The sequence below is a fragment of the Streptomyces akebiae genome (assembly GCF_019599145.1).
Lineage (GTDB): Bacteria > Actinomycetota > Actinomycetes > Streptomycetales > Streptomycetaceae > Streptomyces > Streptomyces akebiae.
This window is the reverse complement of record NZ_CP080647.1, coordinates 4,392,383-4,404,723: the sequence shown is the minus strand read 5'-3', so window position 1 is coordinate 4,404,723 and position 12,341 is coordinate 4,392,383. Positions and strand designations below refer to the sequence as shown.

Sequence of the window (12,341 nt, the reverse complement as noted above, 5' to 3'; positions counted from 1 at the left end):
GGTTGACCAGCCCGGGCGCGGCGGATCGCCAGGGCACGGGCCGGCCGGAGCGCGGCCTGCTGATCCGCGCCGCGTCCGGCAGGACCGTGCCCTGGCTGTGCACGGGTCGGATTACCTACCGACTACGCCATGTGGTTCTGTTCTCTACCACTCGACCGTGGCGGTTCGTGTACTGCCGTTCTTCGCATCCGCCGGAAGGACGTAGCCACGGCCGGTCCACCTGTCCGTGTCGGGGTCCCAGCGGGTGGGGAAGGTGCTGATCCTCACGTTCTGGCCGGTCTTCCACCACCAACTGGCGGTGTGGCAGCCGCCGTTCGCCTTGATGGTGTCACCCTCGTAGTAGGTCGTCCATGCGTTGTCCTGGTTCAGCCCCTCGATCTGGTACACGCGGTCCCTGTCCGTCGAGTTGCAGACCTTGACCTTGACCGACGGGTACGTCGCGGCCTGGGCCGTTCCGGACAGGGCCAGGCCGGTGATGCTGACAGTGGTGAGAGCGACTGCCGAAATCGTGCGCAATATCTTCGCCATTTGATTACACGCCTCTCTCCTGGATATATCCAGGATCGTTTTCTGTGGGGGTGGCGGCGTTATGTGGGCCGGATAAGCAGGGGTAGGCGCTGCCGAATGGCCCACGCATGGGCTCCCTCGGTGTTATCGAGGAAGTGAGGAAAACAATTACGCATTGATGCTTGAAGTGTCAAACGATCACTTGGCTTTGGCTGACGATCTGTCACCGTGCCTTCAAAGCAAGGGCTTTGTCGTTCTCGCGGTCGGTCCGGTGCACCTGGTCGGGGCCTGTCGGCCGTGATGGTGACTCGCACCGGAACCAGCAGCTTCACGCGAAGGTACGGCTCCCGGTGGTCATGGAGTATCGAGTTCGCCGATCACCACAAACGCACGAGCGCGGGGGAACGGAGCGACCATTTCCCTGCAACCCGCGCCCATGAGCCGGCACCGCTGTACCTCGGTCGATCGTGCTCACTTCGCGTCCGCATAACACTCGACCACCGCCGTGGTGAACGGAAACCGCACCGGCGTCTCCCCGAACGCCAGGCGCCCCGACAGCTCCGACGCCTCGCGGATCGCCGCCACCACGGCCTCCGCCTCCCGCTCGGGACAGTGCACGATCACCTCGTCGTGCTGGAAGAAGACCAGCTCGGCCGCCATGCCGTCGAGGGCGCGGCGGAGGGCCGCGAGGAGGAGCAGGGTCCAGTCGGCGGCGCTGCCCTGGACGACGAAGTTGCGGGCGAAGCGGCCCCGGGCCCGGGAGTTGGTGGACGCGTACCCGGGTACCCATTCGTCGCCCTGCCCGCGCTCCCGGGCGTCCCGGTCACCGTCGTCCTGCGGGAGGCCTGCCTCCTCGCCGGCGTCGTCGGAGGCACCGGCCGCCGGTGGACACGTACGCCCGAGCCAGGTCCGTACGAGCCGGCCCTCCTCGCCCGCGCGGGCCGCGTCGTCGACGTACTGCACCGCACGCGGGAACCGCCGGCGCAGCGCGGCGAGATTCTTGAGCCCGTCCCCGGACGTCTGCCCGTACACCGCACCGAGCACGGCGAGTTTGGCGTGCTCGCGGTTTCCGGAGAAGGCGCGGTCGGAGACGGACTGGTAGAGATCGGTGGGGCGGCCCGCGACCTCCATCAGCCCGGGGTCACGGGAGATGGCTGCCAGCACCCGGGGTTCCATCTGGTCGGCGTCGGCGACGACGAGCCGCCAGCCGGGGTCGGCGACACAGGCGCGGCGGATCACCTTGGGGATCTGGAGGGCGCCCCCGCCGTTGGTGGCCCACCGCCCGGTGACCGTGCCGTGCGCGAGGAACTCGGGCCGGAAGCGGCCGTCCCGGACCCAGTCCTGCAGCCAGGACCAGCCGTGGGCGACCCAGATGCGGTACAGCCGCTTGTACTCCAGGAGGGGCTTCACGGCGGGGTGGTCGAGGCTCTCGATCTCCCAGCGCCGGGTGGAGCGGATCCGGATGCCGGCCTGGGCGAAGGCCTTGACGACGTCCGCGGGGAGATCGGGCCGCACCCGCCGCCCGAACGCGTGCGACACCTCCTCGGCGAGTTCGGCGAGCCGGCGCGGCTCGCCCCCGCCCGCGTACCGCTCGCCGAGCATCTCGTGCAGCACGTCGCGATGGACATCGGCCCGCCAGGGCAGCCCCGCCCGGTTCAGCTCGGCGGCGACGAGCATCCCGGCCGACTCGGCGGCGGTCAGCAGCCGCATCCGGTCCGGGTGGGCGGTGGCGTCGTGCCGTCGCTGCTGGTCCGCGTACACCTCGACGAGGTCGGTGAGGGGGACGTGGACGGGGCGGGGCTCGAACAGGGAAGGCTGGGCGCCGGTGTCTGCGGAGCGGAGGGGCGGATCCGGCGGGACGGGTGCGTTGCGCAGACGGGCGAGAGCGGCGGCGGCGGAGCGGGGTTCACCGAGACGCCCCTCGTGCCCCAGGAGCAGGCTCTCGGCGTCCTCGATGTCATAGCACCGCTCGACTCGCACCCCCGTGGCGAGCAGCCGCGGATACACCTCCCCGGTGGCCCGCCACACCCACCGCCCCACCTGCGGCCCCCGCCGCCGCACCGCCTCGGCGAGATCGGGCTCCCAGGTCACGGCCCCCGCGAGCAGGCCGTCGGGCCCGAGCGGGGCGACCTCCACACCCCCGTCCTCGGCCGTCGCGAGCACCCACCGGTCGGTCATGGGTGCGAGTGTGACAGGGGGGTCTGACAACCCTCCTACTTCTACTCCTGGCCCTGGCCCTACTCCTGGCCCTGGCCCTGGCCCTGGCCCTGCACGATCGCCTGGAGGGCTCGGGCCACGTCCGCCTCGGTGGCCTCCTTGGTCACACCCAGCCCGCTCAGCACTCCCTCGCCGTTCTCGAACTCCAGGAGGGCGAGGAGGATGTGCTCGGTGCCGATGTAGTTGTGGCCGAGGCGGAGGGCCTCGCGGAAGGTGAGTTCGAGGACCTTCTTGGCGTCGGGGCCGTAGGGGATGAGTTCGGGCACCTCGGCGGCGGCCGGCGGCAGGACGGCTGTCGCGGCTTCCCGTACGGCCTCGGGGGAGACGCCCTGCGCGACTAGCGCCTTGGCCCCGAGCCCCTCCGGTTCGGCGAGGAGCCCGAGGGCGAGGTGGGCGGGCAGCCCCTCGACGGCGCCGGCTGCCTTGCCCTCGTTGTGCGCGGCCGTGACCACGTTCCGGGCGCGCGGTGTGAAGCGGCTGAAGCCCTGGCTGGGGTCGAGATCGCCCTCGCCCTTCGGCACGAACCGCTTCTGCGCGGCCTGCCGGGTGACGCCCATGCTCCGCCCGATGTCCGTCCAGGAGGCGCCCGAACGCCGGGCCTGGTCCACGAAGTGGCCGATCAGATGGTCGGCCACGTCGCCGAGGTGGTCCGCGGCGATCACCGCGTCCTGGAGCTGGTCGAGCGGTTCCGGGTGCACCTTCTTGATGGCTTCGATGAGCTCGTCGAGACGGATGGAGGCGGTGACTCGCGGATTCGTCGTCATGTGTCAACCGTAGGTTGACGGTGGAGGGGTGTCAACCCGAAGTTGACACTCTGGTCTCGCTTCGGCGCCGTCGCCAACCGCATCGCCAGCCCCGCGAACACCGTCCCGGTGAAGATGTTCAGCCCCCGTGCCACCCGTGCCACAGGGCGACCGAATTCCACCACCTGAGACCCCGACGCCCACCCCGCCCCTGACGGGGCGCGGGGAACGGCGCGCCCAGCCACATCCGCCCCGCACACGCCCTCCAACCGCGCCCCACCCTCTGATGCGCCCGTCCTATCTCCCCCCGGCCCCGCGGACGCCCACGCCCACGCCGACGCCCACCACCGCCACCATCCCGCCCACCCCGACGCACGCCCCCACACACGCCCCGAGGACCTCCCACGGCACCGCCACCCCCACCGGTGCCGACAACATCCCCAACGCCCCCGCCACCCCGGCGAGATTCACCACGGTGACCGCGGCCCCCAGCAGCACGCCCACCACCACCGCGACCAGGGCCTCGCCGACCACGACCACCCGCACCTGCCCCCGCGTCGCCCCGGCCAGCCGCAGTGACCGCAGCTCCGTGCCCCGCGCCGACGTGGCCATCAACAACGTCCCGGCCAGCGAGATCCCCGCGTACACGAGCGCGATCCCCAGCACCACGAGAAACCCCAGCCGGGTGTGCGCCTTCGTACCGGGACGGTTCGCCGCGAGCCACTCCTCGGCCGTCCGGACCGTCCAGCCGCCCGGCTCCGACCGCGCCCCTTCCAGCGCCGCCGCCACCCCCGCCCGGTCCACCCCGTTCCCGACCCGCACGTCGACCCGGTCCACCACGGCCCCACCCGCGTTCGCGGCCGTCACATACGCCCCGTTGTCCCCGGTCCCCTCCGCGAGCACCGCCGCGATCCGCAGCCGTACCGGCCGCCCGTCCCCGAGCCACACCCGCACGCTCTGCCCGACCTCGTGCCGCTCCCACTCCTCGTTCACGACGATCGACCGGTCGTCGAGGTCCCGTACGTCCCCGGCGACCACCGGCAACCGCGCCACCGTCGCGAGGCCCGCCGCGTCCGTCACCGCCCGTGCCTCGGACCGCACCAACGCGGTCCCCTCCTCCACGACGTACACGGCGGTGGAAGCGGACCCGACCACCGTCGCCCCGTCCCCGACGGCGCCCCGCACCGCCTCGTCCCGCAGCCCCGTACCCCCCTCACCCGTGACCACGAAGTCGGCCCCGGTCCGCGCCGCCGCCTCCGCGCCCTTCGCCCCGGCCACCGTCCCGGCGGCCCCCAGCAGCGACCCGGCCAGCGCGACGGTCACCAGCACCGGCGCCGCGACGGCCGCGGTGCGGCGTACGGAGGTGGCCGCGTTCTCCCGGATCAGCAGTCCGGCCGCCCCGGGCAGCGCCGCGCCCACCAGCCGTACGACCGGCCGCACGAGCAGCGGCGCGAGCGCGGCCACCGCCGTGATCAGCAGCATCGGCTGGGTGGTGTACGTCTTCCGCTTCAGCAGCTCGGCGGGATCGGTCCCCAACTTCCAGGCCAGCAACCCCAGTCCACCCACCAGCAGCAGGGACCCGATCACCCGGCGCGACAGCGGCAGCACCCCCGTGTCCACCGACGCCTCGCGCAACGCCTCCACGGGCCCGATCCGCCCGGCCCGTCGCGCCGCCACCCACGCCCCCGCGAGGGCCACCGACAGCCCCGTCCAGAAGGCCACGTGATACGGCCACACCACCGCCTCCGGCACCGTGAACCACGTCGGCGCGACCCCGCCGTCCACCAACTCCCGCACCAGCGGCGGCGCTCCCCACGCCCCCAGCGCACACCCGGCGCCGGACGCCACGACCCCCACCGCCACGGCCTCGCCGAGCAGCAGTCGCCGTACCTGCCCCGGGGTCGCGCCCGCCATCCGCAGCAGTCCGAACTCCCGTCTGCGCAGCGCCACCACGAAGGCGAACGTGGACGCCGTCACGAACACCGACACGAACGCGGCGACCCCGCCGGCCGTCCCCAGCAGCGAGTTCACGGCGACCAGCGCCTCCGCGTCCCGCTCGTACGACGGATCCACCTGCCGCCGGGCGTCACCGGTCAGCACCCGCGCACGCTCCCCGACCACGGCCCGCACCTCGGCCACGGGCGCGTCCACGCCGACCGCGTCCACGCCGGCCGCGTCAGCCCCGCCCGTGCCCGCCGTCACCGGCCCCAGCTTCCGCAACTCCGCCAGCAACCGTTTGTCCACAGGGTGTGGACGGGCCAGCTTCTGCGACACCCGGGCCGTGCCCGGCCCCCGCCGCACCTCCACCGTGAGTCTGTCCAGGCCCGCCACCACGACGGGGGAGGAGCCGAAACGCTCCGGCGCACGCGCGGGCGGGTCGAGTGACGCCGCGAGCCCCAGCCCCATGGCCGTCATCACCCCGACCCCCACCATCACGGCGACGAACGACCCGAGCAACGCGGCCCACCGCGTACGCAACGACGACAGGGTCAGCACGTCACACCCCCGATGGCGCCGTTGTCGGCCGCCCGCTCCAGCGTCGCCGTACGCTGCGTCCCCGCCGCCCGCTCCAACCCCGCCATTCGCGCCGCAACCGCCTCGACCGACGGCCGGACCAACTCCCCGTTGACCCGTCCGTCGACCAGGAACACCACCCGGTCCGCGTACGACGCGGCCACCGGATCGTGGGTCACCATGACCGTGGTCTGACCCTCCCTGTCGACCAACTCCCGCAACAGACAGAGCACTTCACGGCTGGTGGTGGTGTCCAGCGCCCCGGTGGGCTCGTCCCCGAAGAGAACGGCGGGGCGGGTGATCAACGCGCGGGCCAGGGCGACCCGCTGCTGCTGTCCGCCGGACAGCTGCGTGGGCCGGTGCCCGGCCCGCTCGGCCAGCCCCACCCGGGCCAGGGCCTCGCGCACCGCACCCCGCGAGGGGCGCCGCCCGGCGAGCCGCAGCGGCAGGGCGACGTTCTGTGCGGCGGTCAGGGAGGGGAGGAGGTTGAAGGCCTGGAAGACGAAACCGATCCGCTCCCGGCGCAGCAGCGTCAGCCGCCGCTCGCTCAGCCCGGCCAGCTCCACGCCGTCGACCCGCACCGTCCCGCCCGACGGCCGGTCGAGGCCCGCCGCGCACTGCAACAGCGTCGACTTCCCCGACCCCGACGGCCCCATCACCGCCGTAAAGGTCCCGACCCCGAAGTCCAGGTCCACCCCGTCGAGGGCGACGACCTCGCCGTACGCCCGCCGCAGCCCCCGCACGCGTACGGCCGCGCCCCCCGTCTCCCCGTCCCCTGCCGACACCCTGCCCGCCTTCGCGGCGGCCCTGTCTCTCTCTACCGTGGTCATGCCCCAAGCGAACCGTCCCCGCCCCGCCCGCACACGACCCCTGAAGGGCGTCCTGAGGGTAGGGCCAGCCCCACCCCCACCCCCAATCCCCGCCCCCGGAACAGAGCCCCCCACCCCATGACACGATCGAACACGTGAGTACGACCAGCACGGTGGACCGCGCCTTCGAGGCGGCGCTCTACGCCGACACCGACGCCGCCCTCGACACCGGCGCCTCCCTGCTCGCCGCCGACCCGGCGGCCGACGCCGAACTGGCCCGGCGCGGACGGGAGTTCGTCGCCGGGGCCTGGCGGCGGGGCTGGCAGCCGGCCGACGTCGTCCGGTTCGCGCGGCGCGAGCTGGAGGACGAGCACGTACGGCTCCTCGCGCGGCTGGTCGTCGAGGAGCACGAGGACGCGCGCGCGGGCGCACGCCCCCAGCCACCCGGCCCCCGCTGGTCCGCCCAGCTCGACGAGATCAGGGAACTCGCCGCACACCCCACCCGCGCGGACCGCTTCTCGCACGCCACCGCGGCCCTGGAGCTGTACCGCCTCCTCCTTCGCCTGCCCACCCTCGAACCCCTGGATCGCCCGCGGGAGGCCGGTGCCGCGAAGAACTCGCCCCACCCGGAGTCCCGCATGCTCAGCAGGATCCGCGCGCTCCTCGCCAAGGCGGAGGCGACCGGATTCCCGGAGGAGGCGGAGGCGCTCAGCGCGAAGGCGCAGGAGCTGATGGCACGGCACAGCATCGACGAGGCGCTGATCGCGGCCCGCGCGCACAGCAAGGACGCGCCCGGCGCGTGCCGGATCGGCGTCGACCCGCCCTACGAGACGGCCAAGGCGGTCCTCCTCGACGCGGTCGCCCGCGCCAACCGCTGCGAGGCCGTGTGGAACGAGGCCCTCGGTTTCTCCACGGTGGTCGGGTTCGAGGCCGACCTGGAGGTGGTCGAGCTGCTCCACACTTCGCTCCTCGTGCAGGCCACCACCGCCATGACCAAGGCGGAGGCGGTCCAGCGCAAGGGCGGCCGCAAGCGGACCAAGACCTTTCGGCAGTCCTTCCTGGCCGCCTACGCCCACCGCATCGGAGACCGGCTGGCGGCGGTCGCCGAGGCCCAGGTCGCCGAGGCGCGGGCCGCCGAGGAGGAGGCCGGGAGCACCGGAGCGGGCGCCCCGGAACCGGACCTGCTGCCCGTCCTCGCCGCCCGCGACGTCGCCGTCCACGACGAGTTCAGCCGGATGTTCCCGGACACGGTCACCACCCGCGTCCGAGGCGTCAGCGATCTCGTCGGCTGGCAGCAGGGAGCGGAGGCGGCCGACCGTGCCCAGGTCAGGGCACGGCCCCGGCTGCCGTCATGACAGGGAGACCGGCCCTTACCGTCACCGGGGCCCGGCCCCGGTGACTCAGTCGCCCGTCGGCAGGAACGGCCCCACCGTCGCCTCCAACGTGCTCTCGGACTTCACCGCGACCTCGGCGTCCGGCCACTTGAAGCTGCTGACCTTGCTGTCTCCGGGCAGGGTCAGCTTCAGCTGATCCACGGCGGCACTCTTCTCCGCGTCACCGGCGACCCCGCGCACGTAGGAGATGGAGAAGATCATCGACTGACCGCCCTGCAGCGTCACCTCGGTCTCCTCGGACGCGCCCTCCTGCGGCTGGAGCGCCCACGACTTGTCGCCGGCGAACAGGTCGACCCCGGCGAGACCCTTCAGCGTGCAGGCGGCGTCGCCCTTGTTGGTGACCGTGACCGGGACGGCCCCTTCGTCCCCGGCGGCCGGTGCCGCACTGCTGGGACCGACCTCGAAACCGACCCGCGCTGCCGTGCACGCGCCTTCCCGCGCGCTCTCGGTGGTGGCGGCGGCCCCGGTCTTGCCGTCGTCCCCGCCGTCACCTCCCTCACCCCCGTCACTCCCGCTACAGGCGGTCAGCGTGAGGGCCGCGAGAAGGGCGGCGGCGATGGCGGTCGGAGCGGTGCGCATGGGGTTCCCGGTGGAGTTCGTGGCTGTCACAGCACAGCCGGCGGTGGTGTGAACGTGCGAACGGGCCACGGAACCCGGAGGTTCCGCGGCCCGTCCCCACATGATCTACGACCCGAGCGCCGAGCGAGGCACATTCCCCAGGCTCACCGCCCGAAGGCGCCCCGGTGCCCGCGTGCCCGCGTGCCCGCGTGCCCGCGTGCCCGCGTGCCCGCGTGCCCCCGTGCGCGTTGCCCCCTTGCCCGAAGGCGACCCGGCCCGCGGCCCTACGACCCCGCGCTCGCCGTGGGCAGATCCGTCGGCAGCCCGGACGGCATCGACCCCTCCGCCTTCCGGTACGTCTCCTCGCCGACGCCGCCCTCCCAGGTGATCGTGAGGGACTTGGCGCTCACCTTGTCCACCATGCCCTCGGTGCGGTCGTCGCTGCCGTCCTGGCACTTGAGGCTGATCATCTGCATGTCGGCCGTGTCGGAGACCTTGCCGCTGCACACCGAGGTGCCCACGAAGACGGCGACCTCGCCGCCGTTGACGAACAGGGCGACCGGCTTGCCGCCGGTCGTGGCCAGCCAGTTGCCCTGGAGTTCGGTCTCGGCGCCGGAGGAGTCCCCGGAGCCGCCGCTGTCCGAACCCTTCGTCGCCGAGGGGGCGGCCGACGACTCCTCGGCTCCGGAGTCACCGTCGCCGCCGCCGCTGCACGCCGTCAGCAGGAGCGCGGCCGCGAGCCCGGCCACCCCGGCCACGACACGCAGCCGCCGACGGGCGGAGGAAGCCCCGGAATCCCCGGAGGCCCCTGAAGTCCCGCTCAGCGGCATTGCCGCCGTCGCCGTGGTCGTCCTAGTCGCCGTAGTCACTGGAGTTCTCCCGAGAGTGTGGCCGGATCAGGTCGCCGCCGGCGACAGCGGCAAGCTACCAGCAGCGGCTTTGCGACAGACGGCCGGGAACTGTGAGAACTCCGAGGACGACAGGACGCCCTGCAACGCCCTGTAGCAGCCCTATAGCGCCCTGCAACGCCCTGCAACGCCCTGCGACGGACTACCAGGACGACTTGCGCACCCCCGGCAGGTACCCCGCGTGCGCCTGCTCCCGCAGACTCACCCGGGACAGCCCGAACGTCCGGAAGTACCCCCGGGGCCGCCCGTCCACCTGGTCCCGGTTGCGGACGCGGGTGGCGCTGGCGTCGCGCGGCTGGGCGCGCAACTCCCGCCGGGCGGCCTCGCGCTCGGCGTCCGTGGCGGACGGCCGCCGGATGATCTCCTTCAGCTCGGCCCGCCGCTCGGCGTACCGGGCGACGATCTCCCGGCGCTTCTCGTTCTTCGCGATCTTGCTCTTCTTCGCCATCAGACCCGCACCCCCCGCGCGCGGATCCGGGCGACCGCGGCCTCGACGCCGATGACGTCCACGGTCTTGATCCCCTTCGCGCTCAGCCGGAGCCGCACATGGCGGTTCTCGCTGGGCAGCCAGTACCGCTTGGACTGGATGTTGGGGTCGAAGCGGCGGGACGTACGCCGGTGGGAGTGCGAGATGCGGTTGCCGAAGCCGGGCTGGGCTCCGGTCAGCATGCAGTGGGCGGACAAGGTGACGCACCTCTCTCGATCAGTTGATGCAAATGGAAGTCATTTTCAGTAACATACCAGCATGGCACGCAACGAACTCCGGCCGGTCATCAAACTCCGGTCCACGGCCGGCACCGGCTACACCTACGTCACGCGCAAGAACCGCCGGAACGACCCGGACCGGCTGACGCTGCGCAAGTTCGACCCGATGGCGGGCCGTCACGTCGACTTCCGAGAGGAGCGCTGAGGCGCCGATGAAGAAGGACATCCACCCGTCGTACGGGCCCGTCGTCTTCCGGGACCGTGCCGCGAACCACACCTTCCTCACCCGCTCGACGATGACGAGCGAGAAGACGATCGAGTGGGAGGACGGCAACACCTACCCGGTGGTCGACGTCGAGATCTCGAACGTCAGCCACCCCTTCTACACGGGCACCGCGCGCGTGCTGGACACGGCCGGCCGCGTGGAGAAGTTCGAGAAGCGGTACGGCGCCGGGAAGAAGCGAGGCTGACCGACGTGACCCAGCTGTCTGTCGCGATCGTCGGCGGGCTGCACGCCGACGCCCGGCGGGCCGCCGTCGAGGCGCTGCTCGCCGGGGTCCCGGGCAGCGTCGCGCTGCACCACGACCTCTCCACCGCCGTCGACGGTCCGGACGCCAAGGTCGTCCGGACCGTCCGGGACGCGGCGGGCCTCATCTCCACCGGTGAGACCCCGCTCGTCAACGACTGCGCCTGCTGCGCGCTGCGCGAGGACCTCGTCCCCGAGCTGGAGCGCTTCGCCGACGCGGGCCTCACCCGCCTGGCGGTCGTCGAGCTCTGGGACTCGGTCGAGCCGAAGGCCATGGCCGAGGTGGTCGCGGCGAGCGGGCTCCGCCTCACCTCCGTGATCACGGCCGTCGACCCCGCCCTCCTCCTGCCCTACCTCGGCAACGGCGACGACCTCGCCGACCGAGGCCTCGCCGCGGCCACCACCGACCAGCGCACGGTCGCCGACACCTTCGCCCGCCAACTGGAGTACGCCCCGATCCTGGCCGTACTCGACTCGGCGGAGGCGGACGACGAGGACAGAGCCCTCCTGGCGCAACTGCACCCGACCGCACAGAGGGTCCCCATCGAGAGCCAGGGGGCGCCCCTTGCTCCTGAGGGGCGCGAAGAACTGCGCGACCAGCCGCGACGCACCCGCACCCCGCAGCGCACCACCACCCCCATGGCGCCCCCCGGTTCCCTGCTCGCCGCGGCATTCGCCGGCTTCGACGTGGACGCCGCCGCAGCCGCCCAACACCCCGCGAGCGCCCTGCTGCCCACCGACGCCGACGAGCACGGCGTCACCACCCTCGTCTGGCACCGCCACCGCCCCTTCCACCCGGAGCGGCTGTACGCGGCGCTGGAGGACCTCTGCTGCGCGGCGGCCCGCAGTCGCGGCAGGTTCTGGCTGGCCGAGCGCCCCGACACCCTGCTGCACTGGGACGCGGCCGGCGGCGCCCTCTGTGTGGAGTCGGTGGGCCCCTGGCTCGCCTCGCTCCCGGACGCCGCCTGGGACATGGTGCCCCCGGTGCGCCGTGCCGCCGCCGCCCTCGACTGGCACCCGGAACACGGCGACCGCTGCCAGCACCTCGTCTTCACCTCCCCGGGCCTGGACCGCGACGGACTTGAACGGCTGCTGGAGTCCTGCCTGCTCACCGACGCCGAGTACGCCGCCGGCCGCGCCGCCTGGGAACGGCTGCCGCGCCCCTTCGACACCTTCCTGGAGGTCTGAACCGCCATGCCCCGCAAGCCGGAGCGCAAGCCCGCCAAGTCCCGCCCCAACCCGCTGGACCAGGCGAAGATCACGTACATCGACTACAAGGACACGGACCTCCTGCGCCGCTTCATCTCCGACCGGGGCAAGATCCGCAGCCGCCGCGTGACCCGTGTCACCGCACAGCAGCAGCGACAGCTCGCGCGGGCCATCAAGAACGCCCGCGAGATGGCTCTTCTGCCGTACGCCACGCGCTGACGCATCCCGACGCACCCCGACGCACCCTGACG

At 72.9% G+C, this 12,341-nt stretch carries 14 protein-coding genes; 5 read left to right on the top strand and 9 right to left on the bottom strand.

The genetic code is table 11. The features are described 5' to 3' along the window. Window positions 1-144: 144 nt before the first annotated feature. The 5 genes from K1J60_RS18925 to K1J60_RS18905 all read right to left on the bottom strand — a co-directional run bounded on the left by K1J60_RS18925 (window position 145) and on the right by K1J60_RS18905 (window position 6,811). The gene (locus tag K1J60_RS18925) at window positions 145-528 is read right to left on the bottom strand and encodes a hypothetical protein (protein ID WP_220647233.1); all 384 of its coding nucleotides are present in this window, start codon (window positions 526-528) and stop codon (window positions 145-147) included. 450 nt (window positions 529-978) lie between these two features. Then, window positions 979-2,685, bottom strand: a complete 1,707-nt coding sequence (locus K1J60_RS18920) for a bifunctional 3'-5' exonuclease/DNA polymerase (protein ID WP_220647232.1) — start codon at window positions 2,683-2,685, stop codon at window positions 979-981. Window positions 2,686-2,744: 59 nt separating this feature from the next. Beyond that, complete coding sequence (locus tag K1J60_RS18915; RefSeq protein WP_220647231.1) at window positions 2,745-3,488, bottom strand: Clp protease N-terminal domain-containing protein; 744 nt, start codon at window positions 3,486-3,488, stop codon at window positions 2,745-2,747. A gap of 276 nt (window positions 3,489-3,764) precedes the next feature. Then, the gene (locus K1J60_RS18910) at window positions 3,765-5,963 is read right to left on the bottom strand and encodes an ABC transporter permease (RefSeq protein WP_220647230.1); all 2,199 of its coding nucleotides are present in this window, start codon (window positions 5,961-5,963) and stop codon (window positions 3,765-3,767) included. After that, window positions 5,957-6,811, bottom strand: a complete 855-nt coding sequence (locus K1J60_RS18905) for an ABC transporter ATP-binding protein (RefSeq protein WP_259407785.1) — start codon at window positions 6,809-6,811, stop codon at window positions 5,957-5,959. Before K1J60_RS18905 ends, K1J60_RS18910 begins: the two co-directional genes overlap by 7 nt. Before the next feature lie 134 nt (window positions 6,812-6,945). Here K1J60_RS18905 and K1J60_RS18900 point away from each other — a divergent pair, with 134 nt between their 5' ends. Beyond that, complete coding sequence (locus K1J60_RS18900; protein WP_220647229.1) at window positions 6,946-8,145, top strand: DUF2786 domain-containing protein; 1,200 nt, start codon at window positions 6,946-6,948, stop codon at window positions 8,143-8,145. A gap of 45 nt (window positions 8,146-8,190) precedes the next feature. Here K1J60_RS18900 and K1J60_RS18895 read toward each other — a convergent pair whose 3' ends face one another. The 4 genes from K1J60_RS18895 to rpmB all read right to left on the bottom strand — a co-directional run bounded on the left by K1J60_RS18895 (window position 8,191) and on the right by rpmB (window position 10,334). Next, the gene (locus tag K1J60_RS18895) at window positions 8,191-8,763 is read right to left on the bottom strand and encodes a DUF4232 domain-containing protein (protein ID WP_220647228.1); all 573 of its coding nucleotides are present in this window, start codon (window positions 8,761-8,763) and stop codon (window positions 8,191-8,193) included. A gap of 263 nt (window positions 8,764-9,026) precedes the next feature. Continuing rightward, the gene (locus K1J60_RS18890; protein WP_317619716.1) at window positions 9,027-9,611 is read right to left on the bottom strand and encodes a hypothetical protein; all 585 of its coding nucleotides are present in this window, start codon (window positions 9,609-9,611) and stop codon (window positions 9,027-9,029) included. 181 nt (window positions 9,612-9,792) lie between these two features. Beyond that, window positions 9,793-10,098 carry a 30S ribosomal protein S14 gene (gene rpsN, locus K1J60_RS18885; RefSeq protein WP_220647227.1) on the bottom strand — a complete coding sequence of 102 codons (306 nt, stop codon included), beginning with the start codon at window positions 10,096-10,098 and terminating at the stop codon, window positions 9,793-9,795. Next, a complete protein-coding gene (gene rpmB, locus K1J60_RS18880; RefSeq protein WP_045562600.1) occupies window positions 10,098-10,334 on the bottom strand; it encodes a 50S ribosomal protein L28 in 237 nt (78 codons plus the stop codon). Before rpmB ends, rpsN begins: the two co-directional genes overlap by 1 nt. 61 nt (window positions 10,335-10,395) lie before the next feature. Between rpmB and rpmG the strand changes: the two genes are divergently transcribed. From rpmG to rpsR, 4 genes are read left to right on the top strand one after another with little or no spacing between them, the layout of a single operon-like run. Beyond that, a complete protein-coding gene (gene rpmG / locus K1J60_RS18875) occupies window positions 10,396-10,560 on the top strand; it encodes a 50S ribosomal protein L33 (protein ID WP_033524681.1) in 165 nt (54 codons plus the stop codon). Window positions 10,561-10,567: 7 nt separating this feature from the next. Continuing rightward, complete coding sequence (locus K1J60_RS18870; RefSeq protein WP_033524682.1) at window positions 10,568-10,825, top strand: type B 50S ribosomal protein L31; 258 nt, start codon at window positions 10,568-10,570, stop codon at window positions 10,823-10,825. A gap of 5 nt (window positions 10,826-10,830) precedes the next feature. Continuing rightward, on the top strand, window positions 10,831-12,069 hold the full coding sequence (locus tag K1J60_RS18865; RefSeq protein WP_220647226.1) for a CobW family GTP-binding protein: 1,239 nt from the start codon (window positions 10,831-10,833) through the stop codon (window positions 12,067-12,069). A gap of 6 nt (window positions 12,070-12,075) precedes the next feature. Continuing rightward, entirely contained in the window at window positions 12,076-12,309 is a 234-nt protein-coding gene (rpsR, locus tag K1J60_RS18860) for a 30S ribosomal protein S18 (protein WP_086757358.1), read from the top strand. Window positions 12,310-12,341: the final 32 nt, after the last annotated feature.

What these genes read in the sequence shown, in the direction of transcription:
- K1J60_RS18925 (WP_220647233.1), bottom strand. Translation starts at nt 528, where the DNA reads ATGGCGAAGATATTGCGCACGATTTCGGCAGTCGCTCTCACCACTGTC.
- K1J60_RS18920 (WP_220647232.1), bottom strand. Translation starts at nt 2,685, where the DNA reads ATGACCGACCGGTGGGTGCTCGCGACGGCCGAGGACGGGGGTGTGGAG.
- K1J60_RS18915 (WP_220647231.1), bottom strand. Translation starts at nt 3,488, where the DNA reads ATGACGACGAATCCGCGAGTCACCGCCTCCATCCGTCTCGACGAGCTC.
- K1J60_RS18905 (WP_259407785.1), bottom strand. Translation starts at nt 6,811, where the DNA reads ATGACCACGGTAGAGAGAGACAGGGCCGCCGCGAAGGCGGGCAGGGTG.
- K1J60_RS18895 (WP_220647228.1), bottom strand. Translation starts at nt 8,763, where the DNA reads ATGCGCACCGCTCCGACCGCCATCGCCGCCGCCCTTCTCGCGGCCCTC.
- rpsN (WP_220647227.1), bottom strand. Translation starts at nt 10,098, where the DNA reads ATGGCGAAGAAGAGCAAGATCGCGAAGAACGAGAAGCGCCGGGAGATC.
- rpmG (WP_033524681.1), top strand. Translation starts at nt 10,396, where the DNA reads ATGGCACGCAACGAACTCCGGCCGGTCATCAAACTCCGGTCCACGGCC.
- K1J60_RS18870 (WP_033524682.1), top strand. Translation starts at nt 10,568, where the DNA reads ATGAAGAAGGACATCCACCCGTCGTACGGGCCCGTCGTCTTCCGGGAC.
- rpsR (WP_086757358.1), top strand. Translation starts at nt 12,076, where the DNA reads ATGCCCCGCAAGCCGGAGCGCAAGCCCGCCAAGTCCCGCCCCAACCCG.